The organism is Engelhardtia mirabilis (assembly GCF_007748095.1).
Lineage (GTDB): Bacteria > Planctomycetota > UBA1135 > UBA1135.
Window position 1 is genome coordinate 5470267 of the sequence record NZ_CP036287.1, and the last position, 17621, is coordinate 5487887.

The following is a 17621-nucleotide window of genomic DNA, read 5'->3' on the forward strand; positions in this document are numbered from 1 at the left end:
GGGATCGGGGTGCCGGCTGGATCCAGCCACCGTGGTCGAGGACCCACCCGCCCATCCCCTGCGCCGGCCCCGAGCGCCGTCGGCGCGAGCCTGGCCCGAGGCGGCACGACATTTGGCAAGGGATCAGAGTCCACCGCCATCTCCTCGCGCCCGGGAACGCCTTCTCGAGTCGTGGGACCAGCGGTGGATTCGGCGCCTAAATGCCACCACGCGATCCCGAGATCTGCCAAAAGTGACCTCGGACCGCCCGTACGCGCGCCGGCGATTCCACCCCGCGACCCCTGACCGGAAGCCAGCGATGCTCCCCCGACTGTTCGAGCCAGTGCGCCTGCTGTGCGCCCTGACCCTTCTCTCCGCCCCCGCCATGGCCCAGCTCAGCGGCGGCGAGAGCAAGTTCCTCCCCGGCGACGACCTGATCGGTGCCGCGGCGGGTCTCCAAGACCAACCCCAGGTGGCCGCGGGTGGGCCCGGCGCCCTGGCCGTCTGGAGCGACCTTCGCAGCGAGCCGCTGACGACATTCTCCGGCAACGCCACCGTCCGCGACATCTTCGCCGTGCGCCTCGACCCCGCCGGCCTGCCCCTCGATCCGACGCCGATCCCTATCAGCACGACCTTCGGCGAGCAGCGCGAGCCGCAGGTGGCGTGGAACGGCGAGAACTGGCTCGTGGTCTGGCGCGACCAGTCGCCGACGCAGAGCTTCTTCGCCGACGGCATCCTGGCCGTGCGGGTCTCGCCGGACGGCGTCGTCCTCGATGAGTCGCCGCTGGTGCTGCACGCCTTCGAGACTTCTTCGAGCTCCATGTTCGCTCTGGCCACATCCGGCACCGACTGGATGGTCGCCTACCAGGGCACCACATCGACCGAGACCGGGATCTTCGGCGTGCGCGTCGCGGCCGACGGCACGGTGGTCGATCCAGCCGGCGTCGAACTCGTGCCCGGCACGTTCTTCCTGTTCTTCAACCTCGGCCTCGCGAGCGCGGGCGGCGAGTACCTGCTGACCTACACCGCCAGCGGAGCTCCAATCGCCAAGCGCTACTCGTCGAACCTCGCCGCCCTGGGCACCCTGAACAACCTGCCGGCGGGCAGCTTCGCCTCCGACGGCAGCCAGTACATGGTGACCTGGATCGAGGGCGGGCAGGTGCGCGCGTCGACCATGAGTACGACCGGCGTGCTCGCCGTGCCGGCGGGCCTCGCCCTGGGATCGAGCGCCAGCGTGACGGGCTCGCCTCATGCTTCGTGGGCCGGCGGCCAGTGGTGGGTCTACTGGCGCAACGTGCTGCTCGGTCCCCTGGCGGTCAGGATCACGTCCACGGGTCAGGTGCTCGACCCCGGCGGCATCGCCCTCGACACGCCGAACGAGAACTCCATCGACCAAGTGGATCTCACCGGCCGAACCGACGGTGGCGCTCAAGTGGTCTGGCGCGACCGTCGCGCGGCGACCTTCGTGCCCGACGACATCTACGGGCAGGCCCTCGGTGCGGACGGGAGCACCACCGTCCCCGCGCCGATCTCCCTGGCGGCGCCGGCTCAACTCTTCCCCGACCTGACCGTGGGATCCGGGCAGGTGCTGACGACGTTCCTGGATGCGACCTCGGCCGGTATGCGGCTCATGGCCCAGCGCATCGACGAGTTCGGGACTGCGATCGATCTTCAACCGATCGAGGTCGCGACCGGCGTCAACCTGTCGCCGCCGGACGCGGCCTGGAACGGATCGGCGTTCTTGATCGTCTGGGCCGATAACGGCCAGACCTTCGGGCGGCGCTACGACGCGGCCATGGTTGCGCTGGATGCCCAGCCGATCGCGATCGACGCGGGGCATTCGCCCGACGTCGCCGCCGTCGGGGACGACTTCCTGGTGGTCTACGCCCAGTTCGTCTCGTCGATCCAGTTCGCCTTCCCCCGCGCCAAGCGCGTGGACGGACCGACGGGCGCGGTGTTGGACGCGACGCCGATCGCCCTGGGCAACTCCTTCGCGCGTCGGCCGGAGGTGACCGCCTTCGGTAACCGCTGGCTGGCCGTGTGGCAACGCAACGTGAGCCACGACAACCCCGCGGCGGTGGTCACCGCGGCGTTCATCGCGGCGGATGGCTCGACGGCCGGTGAGTTCGTGGTGAGCTTCACAGGCGGTCAGCCCACGGTCGCGGCCTCGGACAGCGTGGCCCTGGTCGCCTGGCGCACCGGCACGGACAGCAGCTCGAACCCCGACCTCGCGTTCGGGCGCCTGGCCCTCGATGGCAGCCTGCTCGACGGGACCTCGGGCAAGAACCTCGCGACGGCGCCTGGCCAACAGGTCTGGCCCAGCGCGACCTGGACCGGATCGCAGTTCGTCGTCGCCTGGGAGGACAAGCGCGAGGCAGCGAGTTTCTTCGACCAGCGGACGGACGTCTACGGCATCCGCGTGCTCGAGGACGGCACGCTCGTGGACTCGGGCGGCGTTCCGCTCCACACGGGTCTCGACCCGATCACCGCGCCGAGCCTGGCCACGATCGACGGGCACTCGCTGCTCGCAACCGCGGACCTGCGCTTCGACGAGCCCTACCAGAGCTACCGCGCGGCCCTTCGCACCATCGGCCCATGGGAAGGGCTGGGCGGCGGACTCGCAGGAACCCAGGGGCTGCCGGTCCTGGACGGCGCGGGCGCACTGGCGGCGGGAAGCAGCGTCGAGCTGCGGCTGTCGAGCGCCCGAGCCTCGTCGCCGGGCGCCTGGGTCCTGGGCCCGGCGGCGGTGCCGACACCGCTGTTCGGCGGTCTCTTGATTCCCCAGCCCGTGATCGTCCTGCCCCTTTCGACCGATGCCCTGGGGCAGGCGACGATCGGCGGCACGCTGAATCCGCCGATCCTCTCGGGGGCCCAACTCGTGCTGCAGGCCTGGATCCTCGACCCGGTCGCGGTGCAGGGCTTTGCCGCCTCGAACGGTCTGAGTTCGCTCGCGCCGTGATTCGCGCGGCCGCCGCCCCGTCACGTCGGGGCGGCCGCCGCTTGGCAACGTGAGGCGGGGACCTCGATCGACGTAGGATCGGTCGATGCGATCGCAACGCCCGTCCTCACACATCGCCGTCGTCGGCGCCGGCGCCTTCGGCGGTTGGTCCGCCCTTCAGCTCGCCCGCGCCGGGCACCGCGTGACCCTGGTCGACGCCTGGGGGCCGGGCAACGCGCGCTCCAGCTCGGGGGGCGAGAGTCGGGTCCTGCGACGCAGCTACGGGGCGAGCGAGCTGTTCACGCGCATGGCCGCGCGTTCCTTGGACCTGTGGCGCGGGTTCGAGGTCGAGCGGGGGCGGCGGCTGTTCCACGAGACCGGGCTGCTCTGGATGGCGGGCGCCGTCGACGATCGCACCGAGCGCGACAGCCTCGCGGGCCTGCGCTCGATCGGCGTGACGCCGCAGGTGCTCGACGCGGCGCAGGTGGCCGAGCGCTATCCGGCGATCTCGCCCGAGGGGATCGAATGGGCCTTCGTCGAGCCCGGGGCGGGCTCACTCCTGGCGCGGCGGTCCTGCGCCGAGGTGCGCGACGCGCTCTTGGAGGCGCGCGGAAGCTACCTGACCGCGCGGGCGCGCTTGGGTCCACGCGACGGGGGGCGACTGCGACACCTCGAAGTCGAAGGGCACGACCGGCTCGAGGCCGACGCCTTCGTGCTCGCCGCCGGCCCTTGGCTCGGCGAGCTGGTGCGGCGCGCGGGGACGCACCTGCGCGTCACGCGGCAGGAGGTCTTCTACTTCGGCACGCCCCCGGGGGATGAGGCGCACCGCGGCCTGCCGGTCTGGTCCGACCACGCCGAGCGCTTCTGGTACGGCATCCCCGAGACCGAAGCGCGGGGCTTCAAGCTCGCGGACGACACGCGGGGCGAGGTCTGTGATCCCTCAACCCAAGACCGCAGCCCGTCGGCCGCCGGACTCGAGCGCGCGCGGGAGCACTTGGCCCTGCGCTTTCCCGGCCTGCGCGCCGCGCCGCTGCTCGAGGCGCGCGTGTGTCAGTACACCGAGACGCCTGACGGTGCGTTCGTGGTCGACCGCCATCCCGACCTAGACAACGTCTGGATCGCCGGCGGCGGCAGTGGGCACGGGTTCAAGCACGGCCCGGCCCTGGGTGAGCACGTGGCGCAGCTCGTGTCGGGAGCGCGCGAGGTCGAACCTCGCTTCGCCCTCGCGCGCTTCGACTGACGGGAGCGCGTCCGGTAGGCGTTCGTACGAACGCCTACCGGACGCTCGGGGAGTGCTCAGTCGAGCTCGGGGGCGTCGAGCGGCGTCTGCTCGCGCCAGATCACGGTCCAATCGTCCCGCTCTCCACCGCGGGCGAAGACGAGCAGCTCGCGCCCGCGCTCCACGTGGTTCACCCCGGGCTCCTCGAGCACCACGTACTCGACCTCGAACAGGTAACTGACCACCGCCGTGTCACCACTCACCTGCACCCGGTGCTCGAACTCCTCGAAGCGCACCGTGCGCGCGCCCTCGGCGTAGTCGACGAAGCTCTGCACCATCTCCACCCGCCCCCGGACCAGAACCCGCCCGTCGGGGGCGGCCATCACGACGCTCGGGTGGAAGAACTCGGCGACCTCCTCGGGTCGCCCCTGGGTCCAGGCTTCGTTGGCGGCGCGCAGGCGCTGCAGCAGGGTGTGTTCGGCGTCCATCGGCGCGGGCCGGGGTTCGGCACCTTGTGGGTTGGCGGTCACGGGGAGCGCGGCAGTCGACCAAACCCGCCGGCCTGGGTCGAGCGCCCTCGGCGGCGACTCGGGATCGAAGTTTTGCCATCGAGGGGGGTTGCCGCCATACGCATATTCATGCACTCTCGCCGCATATTCCTGCCATGGTCTCCACCGTCCAAACCAAGCGCCAGCGCCGCGGCGCCATCGTCGAGCTGCTCCAGACCGAGTCGATCGGGAGCCAGGCCGAGTTGGCCCAGCGCCTCGCCGATCGCGGCCTGGTCGCCAACCAGGCCACCCTCAGCCGCGACCTGCGCGACATGGGCGTGGTCAAGGGCCCCGACGGCTACCACCTGCCCGAGGAGCCCGGCGCTGCGGATGACGCCTCGGCCGCCCTGGCCACGGCCCTGCGGCGCTGGGCGGTGTCGGCGGTGGCGGCCCAGAACCAAGTGGTGCTGCGGACGCCGCCCTCCGGTGCCCAACCCCTGGCCCTGGCCATCGATCAGGCCGACGAGCCGCAGATCCTCGGCACCGTGGCCGGCGACGACACGATCCTCGTCATCACCCGCAACCCGGGCTCGGCCAAGGCCCTCGTGAAGCACTTCGCCGCCGCGGCGGGCAAGAGTCTGGAGACCGCTCGATGAACACCAAGTCCGCCGCGATCCTGGGTGCCAGCGGCTACGCCGGGCGCGAGCTGCGCGCCTTGATCGAGGCCCACCCGGCCCTCGAGCTGGCCGCCGCCATGAGCGCGCGGCCGGGCCAGGCCCCGGAGCCGCCGGCCCTGCCGGTCGACCCCCCCATCGACGCCCTCGACCTCGACCGTTTGGACGGCGTCGACGTGGTCTTCCTCTGCACGCCCCATGGCACCTCGGCGCCCCTGGCCCTCGCCGCCCTGGAGCGCGGGGCCCGCGTGGTCGACCTCTCGGCGGACTTCCGCCTGCGCGACGCAGCCCAGTACGAGCGCGTCTACGGCCAGCCCCACACAGCGCCCGAACTCCTGGCCGAGGCCGTCTACGGCCTGACCGAGTTCGCGCGCGAGCGCGTCCCCGGCGCCCAGCTCGTGGCCAACCCCGGCTGCTACCCCACTTCGGCCCTGTTGGCCCTCAAGCCCCTGCTCGAGGCGGACCTGCTCGAGCCCGCGGCCCCGATGGTGGTCGACGCCAAGAGCGGACTGACCGGCGCCGGCCGCAGCGCCAGCGCGACGACGCACTTTGGCAACGTGCACGAGAACTTCCGCGCCTACGGCGTGGGCGTCCATCGGCACGGCCCCGAGATCTGCCAGGAGGCCGGCAACGATCGGGTCGTCTTCACCGCGCACCTGCTGCCAATCCTGCGCGGGATCCTGTCGACGATCTACCTCCAGCCGCGCGCGGGAGTCGGCGCGGGCGACATCGCGGCCGCCCTGTCGGCGCGCTATCGGGACGAGCCCTTCGTGACCGTCTACGAACGCGGCCTGCCCGAGCTGGACCGCGTCCAACGCACCAACCAGTGCCACCTGGGCGTCGCCGCCCACGGGCCGCTGGTCTGCGTGGTCAGCGCCATCGACAACCTGCTCAAGGGCGCCGCTGGGCAGGCCCTGCAGAACGCCAACCTGCTGCTCGGCTTGCCCGAGGGGACAGGACTGGGCCCGGCACACGGGCAACACACGGCGACCGCGGTCGCCCCGGGAGGCCTGCAATGAGGATGCTCGTCAAGGTGGGCGGCGCGGTGCTCGACGAGCCCGACGCCCGCAGCTCCTTCGCGCGTTCGGTGGCCCAGGCCCTGGCGGCCGGGCACGAGCTCGTGATCGTCCACGGGGGCGGGCGCCAGCTCGGCCGCATGTGCGCGGACCTGGGCCTGGTCGAGCGCCGCTGGCGCGGCCTGCGAGTGACCGACGCGCGCACCGCCGAGGTGGCCCTGGCGATCCTCGGCGGCAGCGTGAACCGGATCCTGGTGCGCGCCCTCGAGGTGGCCGGGGTCAGTGCCGCGGGCCTCTCTGGCGCCGACGGCGCGCTCTTCGATGCCGAGCCCCTGCACTCCGACGAGGTCGACCTGGGCTACGTGGGTCAGGTCAGCGCGGTCAACTCGAAGCTGCTCGAGCACCTGCTCGCCGGCGGCTTCGTGCCGGTCGTCGCGACCGTCGGTCCGCACCAGGGCTCGGCGGGCGGCGACGAGCCCTTCCTGAATGTCAACGCCGACCACGCGGCCGGCGCCCTGGCGCGGGCGATCGACGCGGACGTGCTGCTGCTGCTCACGGACGTTCCCGCACTGCTCGACGGCAAGGGCCAACGGGTGGCCTGCGCGACCCTCGACCGCCTGGCCGAGCTCGACCGCGAGGGCACCATCGAAGGCGGCATGATCCCCAAGGTCGAGGGCGCCCTGGCGGCCCTGACCCCGCCCTCGCGCACCCTGGTCAAGATCGCTCCCTGGGCCGGCGAGGACGCGATTCGCGGCGCGCTGCAGTCCAGCGTCGGCACGGTCTTGCTGTCCAACTCGGAGGTTGTCGGCCGTGGATGAGCACGTTCTTCGGACCTATCAGCGCGCCGAGCCGACCTTCACCCACGGCCGCGGCGCGCGGCTGGTGGACGGGCAGGGGCGCGAGTACATCGACCTGATGGGTGGCATCGCCGTGTCCGCCCTCGGCCACGCCCACCCGGCGCTGGTCGCGGCCCTCACCGACCAAATCGGGCGGGTGCTGCACACCTGCAACCTCTATCGCCACCCGTACACCGAGCAGGTGGCCGGGCTGCTCGCCAAGCACACGGGCCTGGAGGCGGCGTTCTTCTCGAACAGCGGCACCGAGGCCAACGAGTGCGCCCTGAAGGCCGCGCGGGCCCACCACCACCGCTTGGCGCAAGCGGCGGGAACGGCCCCGCGCACAGCCTTCCTGGCCTTGGAAGGCAGCTTCCACGGGCGGACCCTCGGCGCCCTCTCGGTGACCTGGACCGAGCGCTACCGGGCGCCGTTCGAACCCCTGATCCCGGGCTGCCACTTCGTGCCGGCCGGTGACGTCGACGCCTTGCAAGCGGCCCTCGAGCGCTTGCAGCCGGCGGCGCTGATCCTGGAGCCGATCCAGGGCGAGAGCGGCCTGCGGCCCCTGCCGGACGCGTACCTGCGGCGCGCGCGCGAGCTCTGCACGGCGACCGGAACGATCCTGATCCACGACGAGGTGCAGAGCGGCTGCGGGCGCACGGGCAGCTTCCTCGCGGCCCAGTCCGCGGGCGTCACGCCGGACATCGTGACCCTGGCCAAGCCCCTGGGCGCCGGCCTGCCGATCGGCGCGACGGTCGTGGCCGAGCACCTGGCCTGTTCCCTGGTCCCCGGCGACCACGGCTCGACCTTCGGCGGCGGGCCCCTGGCCCTGCGCGCCGCCCTGACCTTCCTGGAGCTGTGGGACGCGGGCGAGCTCGCCGCCGACGTCGCGGCCCGCGGCGCCGAACTGACGGCCGGCCTCGACCGCCTGGTCGCGCGCTTCGACCACGTCATCGAGCGGCGCGGCCGCGGCCTGATGCAAGGCCTGCGAATGGCCACGCCCGCGGGCGAGCTGAGCGCCCTCCTGCACCAGCGCGGCGTGCTGACCTGCACCGCCGGGGACAACGTGCTGCGCCTGTTGCCGCCCTACGTGATCGCGCCGACCGACCTCTCACTCGGCCTCGAGACCCTCGAAGCCTGCCTCACCGAGACGCAAACATGCCTGACCTGACTACGGCGACCCCGACTACGGCGACCCTCCCCACCGGAGACCTGATCTCCACCGCTCCGCTAGGCCCCGGCGACGTGGCCCGCATCTTCGACGTGGCCGCGCAGCTCAAGGCCGACCGCACCGGCTTCGGACACGTGCTGGCCGGAAAGAAGCTCGGCATGTTGTTCGAGAAGGAGAGCCTGCGCACGCGCTTCACCTTCGACATCGGCATGCAGGAGCTGGGCGGCAGCGCCGTCTTCCTGGACCACCGCCACGCGCGGCTGGGCTCGCGCGAGGCCATCAGCGACCTGGGTCGCAACCTCGAGCGTTGGGTCGACGGCGCCGTGCTGCGGGTCTACAAGCACCGCCACGTGGAGGAGTTCGCCGAGGCCTGCTCGGCGCCGGTGATCAACGGTCTGTCGGACCTCCTGCACCCGTGCCAGGCGCTGTCGGACTTCTTCACCCTGCGTGAACACTGGGGCACCCTCGCCGGTCGCAAGCTGGCCTACGTGGGCGACGGCAACAACACCTGCCACTCCCTGCTGCAGACCGGCGCGCGCCTGGGCGTGCACGTGACCGTGTGCTCGCCCGAGGGCTTCGAGCCCAACTCGCGGATCCTGAACGACGCCATGATCGCCGCCCGCGAGACCGGCGCCGAGATCCGCATCGTCGAGAACGCCCACGAGGGCGTGGCCGGGGCCGACGCGGTCTACACCGACGTGTGGGCCTCCATGGGCCAGGAGGACGAGATCGAGGAGCGCGCGGCGATCTTCAGCGCCTACCGCGTGGATCCGGAGATGATGGAGCGCGCGGCGCCCGACGCCCTGTTCATGCACTGCCTGCCCGCCCACCGGGGTGCCGAGGTGACCGCGGAGGTGATCGACGGACCGCGCTCGATCGTGTTCGACATCGCCGAGAACCGCCTGCACGTGCAGAAGGCGATCATGGCCATGCTGATGGCGCCCGACGCCGTCGCCGCCCTGGGCTGAGCGCCCCCCCCACCGACACTGCCCCTCTCGAAGACGACCCCCATGGACAAGCTCGTACTCGCATACTCCGGCGGACTGGACACCTCGATCGCTATCCCGTGGCTGCGTGAGCACTACGGGGTCGAGGTCCACGCGATCTGCGGCGACGTGGGTCAAGGCGAGGAGGAACTCGTCGGCCTGGAAGAGAAGGCCCTGGCCAGCGGCGCCGCCTCGGCGCGGGTGGTCGACCTGCGCGAGCGCTTCGTGACCCACTGCGTGTGGCCCGCCCTGCGCGCCCTGGCCACCTACGAAGGTCGCTACCTCTTGGGCACCAGCCTCGCGCGGCCAGTCCTGGCCGAGGCCCAGGTGGCCTTCGCCAAGGAGCTCGGCGCGCGCTACGTCTCCCACGGCTGCACGGGCAAGGGCAACGACCAGGTGCGCTTCGAGCTGGGCTTCATGACCCTGGGCCCGGAGCTCGAGATCATCGCCCCCTGGCGCGAGTGGGAGATCGAGAGCCGCGAGGACGCGATCGACTACGCCGAGAAGGCCGGCATCCCGATCACCGCCTCGCGCACCAAGATCTACAGCCGCGACCGCAACCTGTGGCACATCAGCCACGAGGGCGGGTCGCTCGAGGATCCCGGCACGGCGCCGCCGGACGACGTGTGGACCTGGACGGTCGACCCGCGCCAGGCTCCCGACGCGCCGCAGCGCGTGATGATCGACTTCGAGGCCGGGGTGCCCGTGGGCGCCTTCGGCGGGCAACTGGGCCCGGTCGCGCTGATCGAGCGCCTCAACGCCGTCGGTGCCGCCCACGGTGTGGGTCGCGTCGACATCGTCGAGAACCGCCTGGTCGGCATGAAGTCGCGCGGCGTCTACGAGACCCCGGGCGGCACGATTCTGTACGAGGCCCTGCGCAGCCTGCGCGCGTTGACCATGGAGCGTGACCTGTCGCGCACCTGCGAGCGGCTGGCCCTGGAGTACGCGGACGTGGTCTACACCGGCCGTTGGTTCCACCCCCTGCGCGAGTCCCTGGACGCCTTCTTCACCGCGGCCAACCGCGACGTGAGCGGGAGCGTCACGGTCGAGCTCTACAAGGGCCGCGCCACCACCGTCGCCTGCACCAGCACCAAGAGCCTCTATTCGGAGGACCTGGCCACCTTCGGTGTTGGCACCGGCTACGACCGGGTCGACAGCAAGGGCTTCGTGCGTCTGTACGGCCTGCCCGGTCAGGTCGCCGCGCGGGTGCACGGCACCGACTCCGAGCTGGACACGGTCCGGTCGTGAGCATGGACATCGGCATCGAATCCGGCGAGGGCCTGGCCGGCAGCCAAGTGGGCCTGTGGGGCGGGCGCTTCGCCAGCGGCCAGGACCCGCGTTTCCTGGCCTTCCAGGAGAGCCTCTCGATCGATCGGCGGCTGATCTTCGAAGACCTCGAGGTCAGTCGGGTCTGGGCCCGGGCGCTCGTGCCCGCGGGCGTGCTGGACGAGAACGAGGCCGAGAAGTTGGTCGCGGGCCTGGACGCCATCGAGCGCGAGGTGCGCGCCGATCCCCAGGTGCTGCTGCGCTCGGCCGCCGAGGACGTCCACTCCTTCGTCGAGGCGCGCCTGAACGCGGCCCTGGGCGATCTGGGGCGCCGGCTGCATACCGGACGCTCGCGCAACGATCAGGTCGCCACCGGCGTGCGGATGCACCTGCGCCGGGTCAGCGCCGGCCTGCAGGCGCGCCTGGGCGCCCTGCAGTTGGCCCTGGCGGAGTTGGCCGAGGGCACGAGCGACCTGGCCCTGCCCGGCTACACCCACATGCAGCGCGCCCAGCCGATCACGGCCGGCCACCACAGCCTGGCCTACGTGGAGATGTTCGAGCGCGACGCCCAGCGCCTGGGCGACGCCGCCGCGCGCATGGACCGCTGCCCCCTGGGCTGCGGCGCCCTCGCCGGCACGGCGTTCGAGATCGACCGCGAGGCCGTGGCCCGCGACCTGGGCTTCGGCGGAGGACCCTGTCGCAACAGCATCGACGCCGTCAGCGACCGCGACCACCTGTGCGAGCTGGTCTTCGCCGCCAGTCTGATCTCGGTACACCTCTCGCGCCTGGCCGAGGACTGGATCTTCTTCGCCACCAACGAAGCGGGCTTCCTCGAGCTCGACGACGCCGTGTGCACGGGCTCGAGCCTGATGCCGCAGAAGAAGAACCCGGACGCGTTGGAGTTGATCCGCGGTAAGTGCGGGCACGTGACCGGCGCGCTGCAGGCCCTGTTGACGATGCTGAAGGGCACGCCCCTGGCCTACAACCGCGACCTGCAGGAGGACAAGCGCGCCCTGTTCCTGGCCCTGGACGAGACCGCGGCCTGCCTCGAAGTGGCCGAGCTGTGCGTGCGCGGCGCCCGCTACGACGCCGAGCGCTGCCGTTCCGCCGCCACGACCGGCTACCTGAACGCGACCGACCTGGCCGACCTGCTGGTACGGGCGGGCGTGCCCTTCCGCACGGCCCACGAGCGCGCTGGCGTCGCGGTGCGTCGCGCGCTCGAGCTCGGCGTCGAACTCGAGGACCTGCCCGCGGCCCTGCGAACCCAGCTCCTGCCCGAGTTGGGCGAGGACCTGTCCGAAGCCCTCTCGATCGACGCCGTGCTCGCGCGGCGCTCCGTCGTCGGTGGCACCGCACCCGTGCGCGTGCACGCCGAGGCCGAGCGTTGGAAGACCGAGCTCGGAACGCGACTGCCCCAAGACCCGTCCCCCACCACCACCTCCGACCGAGCCTGACCATGCCGATGCCCAACGAAGACGATCTGCCGAGCGGCTTGCGCGCCGCCGCGGTCCAGTGCGGGATCCGCGCGCGCAAGAACTGCCTGGACCTGGGACTGCTGGTGACGGACGAGGCCCGGCCGGCGGCAGCGATCTACACCAAGAGCCTGCTGCTGGGTGCACACGTGAGCGTCTGTCGCGACCACCTGAGCCGCTCCGGCGGCCTCGTGCGCGCGGTGCTGGTCAACAGCGGCAACGCCAACTGCTCCACGGGCACGGCCGGGATCGAGGACAACCGTCGGGTGTGCGCGGCCCTGGCCGAGCTGATCGGCTGCCCGCCCGAGCAGGTGCTGTTCCTTTCGACCGGCGTGATCGGCGAGCGGCTGCCCGTGGACCGCGTGATGGATGCCCTGCCCCTTCTGACCTCGGCGGACGCCCAACACGGCGGCCACGCCTTCGCCCAGTCGATCCTGACCACCGACCTGGTGCCCAAGATCGTGCGCCGCGAGCTGCCCGGCGGCAGCCAAGTGGTCGGCATCGCCAAGGGCTCGGGGATGATCCATCCGAACATGGCGACCATGTTCGGGTTCCTCTTGACCGACGCGCCCCTGGGCAACGAACCCCTGAAGCTCCTGCGTCAGGTCAACGACCGCAGCTTCCAGCGCCTGACCGTCGACGGCGACACCTCGCCCAACGACACCGTCCTTCTGTGGAGCACCGCCGCCGACCAGGGCGCGCCCCGCGACCCGCAGCTGGCGGTCGTGCTCGAGGACGTGGCCGAGCGCCTGGCGCGCAAGATCGCGGTGGACGGCGAGGGCGCCACGCGCCTGGTGACCGTGCGCGTGATGGGCGCGCCGGACGAGGAGGCGGCCGTGGTGGTCGGGCGAACCATCGCGACCAGCCCCCTGACCAAGACCGCCGTGCACGGGCGCGACCCCAATTGGGGCCGCATCCTGGCCGCCGCCGCGCGCTCGGGGGTCGCCTTCGACCCGGCCCAGGCCCGCGTCACGATCGGGCGCGCCGAGGTCTACGCCAAGGGTCGGCCCCAGCCCGAGAACGAGGGCGAGGCCCACCGCCACATGCTCGAGGACAAGGAGATCCTGCTGGCCATCGATCTGGCGGCCGGGCCCGCCGAGGCCGACGTCTGGACCTGTGACCTGTCCGCGGACTACGTCCGGATCAACGCCGACTATCGCACTTGAGGTCGGACTCGAGGAGCGCGCCCGGGGCGCGCTCCTCGAGGGCTGCGCCCCGGGGACGCGCGCCAGATCGGCGCCAGAGGCGCCAAGATCGGCGGGCGGGGCGGCGTTGTGCCTGCGGAGGATTCCCACGATGCCGCTCGAAGCCATGTCCACCGCCCGCTTACGTCGATCCGAAATCCGCGCCGTGCGGATCTGCGCCCTCCTGCTGGTCGGAGTGGTTCCGCTCACGGGCTGCCGCTCCCACGGGGCCGAGCCGGCCCAGCTCGAAGCCCAAGCTAGCTCCCTGGCCTTCAGTGAGTTCGTGGTCGGGCCGGAGGTGCCCCTCGATCCGGCTCGCAACACGCTCTGGTCGGGCTCGATCAAGCTCGCGTGGGACGCCCTGGGCGACGAGTTGGGGAGGCCGCTCCAGGTCGTGGGCTCTGCCCCCTGGGCAGCGATCCTGGCGACGACCGAGTTCGACGCCGGCGACGTGGATCCGGACAGCGTGGTGGTACTGGCCGGACGGGCGGGGCCGTCCCTGGGCAGCGCGGTGACGCGCGCCCTGGCCGAGCGCGGCAGTCCGCCCGACCCCGAGTTCGACCAGGCCCTGGCCGACGCGCCCGCCGGGGCCCTGTTCGCCTACGCCGAGATCGCCAAGACCCTGGCCTTCGAGACGCGCTTCGACGACCTGGCCTCGGCGCCGCTGCCCTTCCAGGGTGCCGCCGAGGAGCAGCCGACCCTGGTCGACGCCTTCGGCATCGGCTCCTTCGACTGGCAGGACGCCAACCACAAGCGGCTGCACGAGATCCTGCGCTACCACGAGTCGCCCGATCGCGCCGAGTTCTGCGTGGTGCTCGAACCGAAGTCTGCGCGCGACCGGATCGTGCTCGCGCGCGTCGCGCCGGGCGCGACCCTGGGCGCGACTTGGGAGCGGGCCTGGGCCCTGATCGAGGGCAACCCGACGCACTCGCTCTCCGCCGGCGACCGCTTCGCCGCGCCGGAGATCGACTTCGATCTGAGCCACCGCTTCCGCGAGCTCGAGGGCCTGCCCTTGCTCTCGCCCGACGGCTCCCAGACCCCGCTGACCAACGTGCAACAGCGCCTGCGGCTCAAGCTCGACGAGGCCGGCATGGTGTTGCGTAGCCGCGCCTTCATGGGCGTCGGCTCGGCGGCGATCATCCAGCCCCGCGAGCTGGTCTTCGACCGGCCCTTCCTACTGGCCGCCTACGAGGAGGGCGCGGATGCGCCGTACCTCTTGGCCTGGATCGCTCACCCCGAGTTGCTGCTGCCGGCCGCGCCGTAGCGCGCGCGCAGTGCCAACGCCGTGGCGATGACCGCGGCCAGGGCCGTCAGGGCCAGACCGACGCTCAAGCTGCGCGGCTGGTAGCTGAAACGCACCAGTCGATCGCCGGCGCGCAGCCGAACCCCGCGGAAGATCGCGTCGACACGTTCGATCTCGCGCTCCTCCCCGTCGACTTCGCAGGTCCAGCCGGGGAAGAACTGGTCGGTCAACACCAGCAGTCCGTCGCCGTCGAGCTCGACCTCCACGTCGACCCCGTTGTTGGAGCTGGCGACGATCTGCGCGCGCGCGAGGCGAGCCGGCTCGTTCGGTACCCAATCGCCCTCGTAGATGGCCGTGGTGCGGGGGTCCCAGCCCGCGCCGCCGGCGGCGTCGAAGACCTCCGGTCGGATCGTGCTCGTGGCCACGAAGGCGCGCGGGAAGGGTTCGCGCGCGCGGTAGACGAAGGCCTCGGCGAACTGCGGCGCGCCCTCGCGCGGGCCGGCCACCAGCTCCCAGCCGGGATGCTCGAGCGGTGCGCCAAGCACCAGGTGCCCCACCCCGAGCAGCGCCCAAGCGGCTGAGTCCAGGTCGACCCCGCGCGCGTTCCAGGCGAGCAGCGCGTTCAGACCCGGCCGCATGGCGAAGTAGCGGTAGGCGTTGTACTCGGCCGGATCCATGCCGTCGTAGCCGTCCAGCGCACGCAGACCGCGCACCAGGCCCGTGTCGGGCACGAGCACGCCCGGATCGCCGAAGAAGCGCGACTGGCCCTGGGCGGCGAGCACGATGCGCTCGGTAGCCGTGGGCGGAAAGAGCTCCGCCGCCGGAACGACGGGGTTCACGCCCCGCGAGAACCACAGGCCGTGGGCGGCGGCGAGGGCTGGCACGAGCCAGGTCAGGCGACGCGGCAGGGGGATCAGAACCAGGAGCACCGCCAGGCCAATGAAGATCCAACTCGCCGGCCGGGCCGACCAGGGGCGCGTGACCTCGCTGACCGAGGCGAGTCGCACCTGGGCCGCGGTGGCCGAGCCGGGCAGGTACACGTGGGCCTCGAAGCGCCAGTAGCCCACCTCCAGTCGATTGACCTGCAGGTAGTTGGAGCGGAACCAACGCGCACCCGTGGGCGCGGCCGCCACGGCGGCGGGATCGCGTTGGAGCGCGACGCTCGAGGCTTCGGAGAAGAGCTCGGTCGGCACCTCGAGGGCCGCACCCGCGGTCTGGTCCTGGGGCGCGGCGACGATCGATATGCGCTCTACCGGAAGACCAGGGGCGATCCAGCCCTCGAGCCAGGTACCCGTGCGAGCCAGGCGCTCGTCCGGCGTGACCACGAAGGTGAGTTGCGAATCGGACTCGGGTCCGATGCGGTTCTGCCCGGACAGGGGCGCGGACGCCGCGGGCCGGCCCACGACCGCGGCCAGGGCCAGCGCCAACACCACTGCTGCCCGTCGCGCACGAGCCGGCGCCTGGTCCAGGGCCGAGCCGGCCGCGAGCGAGAGGGCCAGGGCGCTGACCGCTGCAAGCCGCACCGTTGCTCCCAAGCCCACCACCGGCAGGGTTCGCTTGAGTTCCAACAGGCCGGGAACCCGCAGCACCAGGGCCAGGGCCCCGAAGCCCAGGCACAGGCACAGCCCCCGTCGGCGCATGGCTCCGCGCGGCGAGAAGAGCGCGGCCAGGGCCGAGAGCAGCACCAGGGCGGGCAGCCAACTGCTGGCCTCCTCGGTGTAGGCCCGCGGCCCGATCCACCCGGCGAGGCCGTCGCCGGGCCGCCCGAAGCGGTCCGGGACGAGCGCCAGGAGCGCCGTGGCCGGCAGGCCGCTGTCGCGCAACAGGACCGCGCCCACGACGACCAGCGCCATGCCCGCCGCCGCGCGCCACATGGCGGTGACGTCGGTCGCCGCCCCGACCACAATCCGGCGCAGCCAAGCGATACCGCCCACGAGCAACCCGACTGCCAGCAGCGGCACGAGTTCGATCGACCCCCGCTCCACCGACGCCTCGCGCACCTCCTGGGCGCCCGAGCGCGACAGGTACTCGACGAACGGCAGCAGCACCGGCGCCGCCGCGAGGGAACCCAGGGCCAGTCCGCCCAGGGCGTGGAGCCCGGCGCGCCGGTCCTCGCGCAGGACGGCGAGGGCCCAGATGCCGGCGGCGGCGCCCACGTAGAAGGCCGTCTCCGGGTGTCCGCCCGCGATGGCTCCGAGCATCGCCGCGGCCGTGCCCAGACAGGCGCGCACCGGACGGGGACCGCGCGTGCCCTCGACGCCCAGCAGCACCCAGGGCAGAAAGGGCGTCACGTGGCCGAGGCTGTGGTTGAGCCACAACACGAGGTAGCCCGAGAGACCGAAGCCCACCGCCGCCAGGGCGGCCCCTGTCCAGCGCAGCCCGAGCACGCGCGCGAGCAGGTAGGCGCCCAGTCCCGCCAGGGCCAGCCGCGCCCAGGCCAAGAGGTCGATCGCGGCGTGGAAGCCCCGGGGTCCGCCCACGGCCTCGGCCAAAGCGAGGGCCGCCACCTGGGGATCGAGCACCCCCGCCTGGGGATTGCCCACCGCCGGCGCGCCGCAATAGACCAGCGGGCACCAAAGGGGCGCGTCCCCGGCCAGCCAGGAGCGCACGACCCAGCGATGGAAAGGATAGAAGACCAGCCCCTGGTCGGAGAGCTCCGGATTGCGCGGCCGCGTCAGGCTCGGGCCCGCGCCCGACGCGGACTCCGACGCCTCGACCGCCTGCCTCCACGGAGCCACCGCCGAGCCCGTGTCCACCGCCATGGCCACGGCATCCCCACCGGCCAAGAGACCCCCCCGCAACGGCCAGGCCGAAACGAGCAGGCAGGCGAGCACCGCGAGCAGGATCTCACGGGCGCGGAGAGGGGGCGGTGCAGGCAGGGCGGAGATGGGGGCTGGCCGGGCGAGCGGGCTCTCGCCAACTCGCTCCTGGGTCGGGTTTTCGGGCGATAGAGCGTAACCACCCGGCCCCGCGGACGGTCTTCTTCGGGTGCCCACCCGGGCGGGTGGGGGCGGTGGCTGGACAGGAGCTGCGGGGCGGAACCCGCGCGACTGGGGATGAGGACCGGGCCGGTGAAGAGGATCGTCGGAGCGGGCCGGCGGAGCCGAACGGCGGGACCGGCCAGCGGGGGCCGGCGAGGGGGGGCGGGGCGG

At 72.4% G+C, this 17621-nt stretch carries 13 protein-coding genes; 11 read left to right on the top strand and 2 right to left on the bottom strand.

What is annotated here, in order from left to right:
• The first annotated feature begins 298 nt into the window (after positions 1-298).
• Complete coding sequence (locus Pla133_RS20155) at positions 299-2938, top strand: hypothetical protein (protein WP_145068582.1); 2640 nt, start codon at positions 299-301, stop codon at positions 2936-2938.
• Between the two features lie 85 nt (positions 2939-3023).
• Complete coding sequence (locus Pla133_RS20160) at positions 3024-4157, top strand: FAD-dependent oxidoreductase (protein WP_145068585.1); 1134 nt, start codon at positions 3024-3026, stop codon at positions 4155-4157.
• Between the two features lie 56 nt (positions 4158-4213).
• Here the strand turns inward: Pla133_RS20160 and Pla133_RS20165 are convergent, their stop codons facing one another.
• A complete protein-coding gene (locus tag Pla133_RS20165; protein WP_145068587.1) occupies positions 4214-4624 on the bottom strand; it encodes a YybH family protein in 411 nt (136 codons plus the stop codon).
• Positions 4625-4800: 176 nt separating this feature from the next.
• Between Pla133_RS20165 and Pla133_RS20170 the strand changes: the two genes are divergently transcribed.
• From Pla133_RS20170 to Pla133_RS20210, 9 genes are all read left to right on the top strand, one after another.
• On the top strand, positions 4801-5280 hold the full coding sequence (locus Pla133_RS20170; protein WP_145068590.1) for an arginine repressor: 480 nt from the start codon (positions 4801-4803) through the stop codon (positions 5278-5280).
• Entirely contained in the window at positions 5277-6317 is a 1041-nt protein-coding gene (gene argC / locus Pla133_RS20175; RefSeq protein ID WP_145068592.1) for an N-acetyl-gamma-glutamyl-phosphate reductase, read from the top strand. The genes Pla133_RS20170 and argC overlap by 4 nt, the downstream gene beginning before the upstream one ends.
• Entirely contained in the window at positions 6314-7132 is an 819-nt protein-coding gene (gene argB, locus Pla133_RS20180; RefSeq protein WP_145068594.1) for an acetylglutamate kinase, read from the top strand. Before argC ends, argB begins: the two co-directional genes overlap by 4 nt.
• A complete protein-coding gene (locus Pla133_RS20185; RefSeq protein ID WP_419191765.1) occupies positions 7125-8318 on the top strand; it encodes an aspartate aminotransferase family protein in 1194 nt (397 codons plus the stop codon). Before argB ends, Pla133_RS20185 begins: the two co-directional genes overlap by 8 nt.
• Complete coding sequence (gene argF / locus Pla133_RS20190; protein ID WP_145068598.1) at positions 8306-9286, top strand: ornithine carbamoyltransferase; 981 nt, start codon at positions 8306-8308, stop codon at positions 9284-9286. The genes Pla133_RS20185 and argF overlap by 13 nt, the downstream gene beginning before the upstream one ends.
• Positions 9287-9328: 42 nt before the next feature.
• On the top strand, positions 9329-10552 hold the full coding sequence (locus Pla133_RS20195) for an argininosuccinate synthase (protein ID WP_145068600.1): 1224 nt from the start codon (positions 9329-9331) through the stop codon (positions 10550-10552).
• Between the two features lie 47 nt (positions 10553-10599).
• Complete coding sequence (argH, locus tag Pla133_RS20200) at positions 10600-12024, top strand: argininosuccinate lyase (protein ID WP_145071009.1); 1425 nt, start codon at positions 10600-10602, stop codon at positions 12022-12024.
• A 2-nt stretch (positions 12025-12026) separates the two neighbouring features.
• Positions 12027-13208, top strand: a complete 1182-nt coding sequence (gene argJ / locus Pla133_RS20205; protein ID WP_145068602.1) for a bifunctional glutamate N-acetyltransferase/amino-acid acetyltransferase ArgJ — start codon at positions 12027-12029, stop codon at positions 13206-13208.
• 130 nt (positions 13209-13338) lie between these two features.
• Positions 13339-14490, top strand: coding sequence for a hypothetical protein (locus Pla133_RS20210; protein ID WP_145068605.1), 1152 nt, complete (start codon positions 13339-13341; stop codon positions 14488-14490).
• On the opposite strand, the gene Pla133_RS20215 is transcribed toward Pla133_RS20210, so the two are convergent.
• On the bottom strand, positions 14457-17303 hold the full coding sequence (locus Pla133_RS20215) for a YfhO family protein (RefSeq protein ID WP_145068607.1): 2847 nt from the start codon (positions 17301-17303) through the stop codon (positions 14457-14459). The two genes, Pla133_RS20210 and Pla133_RS20215, sit on opposite strands and share 34 nt — an antisense overlap.
• Positions 17304-17621: the final 318 nt, after the last annotated feature.

What these genes read in the sequence shown, in the direction of transcription:
- Pla133_RS20155 (WP_145068582.1), top strand. Translation starts at nt 299, where the DNA reads ATGCTCCCCCGACTGTTCGAGCCAGTGCGCCTGCTGTGCGCCCTGACC.
- Pla133_RS20160 (WP_145068585.1), top strand. Translation starts at nt 3,024, where the DNA reads ATGCGATCGCAACGCCCGTCCTCACACATCGCCGTCGTCGGCGCCGGC.
- Pla133_RS20165 (WP_145068587.1), bottom strand. Translation starts at nt 4,624, where the DNA reads ATGGACGCCGAACACACCCTGCTGCAGCGCCTGCGCGCCGCCAACGAA.
- Pla133_RS20170 (WP_145068590.1), top strand. Translation starts at nt 4,801, where the DNA reads ATGGTCTCCACCGTCCAAACCAAGCGCCAGCGCCGCGGCGCCATCGTC.
- argC (WP_145068592.1), top strand. Translation starts at nt 5,277, where the DNA reads ATGAACACCAAGTCCGCCGCGATCCTGGGTGCCAGCGGCTACGCCGGG.
- argB (WP_145068594.1), top strand. Translation starts at nt 6,314, where the DNA reads ATGAGGATGCTCGTCAAGGTGGGCGGCGCGGTGCTCGACGAGCCCGAC.
- argF (WP_145068598.1), top strand. Translation starts at nt 8,306, where the DNA reads ATGCCTGACCTGACTACGGCGACCCCGACTACGGCGACCCTCCCCACC.
- Pla133_RS20195 (WP_145068600.1), top strand. Translation starts at nt 9,329, where the DNA reads ATGGACAAGCTCGTACTCGCATACTCCGGCGGACTGGACACCTCGATC.
- argJ (WP_145068602.1), top strand. Translation starts at nt 12,027, where the DNA reads ATGCCGATGCCCAACGAAGACGATCTGCCGAGCGGCTTGCGCGCCGCC.
- Pla133_RS20210 (WP_145068605.1), top strand. Translation starts at nt 13,339, where the DNA reads ATGCCGCTCGAAGCCATGTCCACCGCCCGCTTACGTCGATCCGAAATC.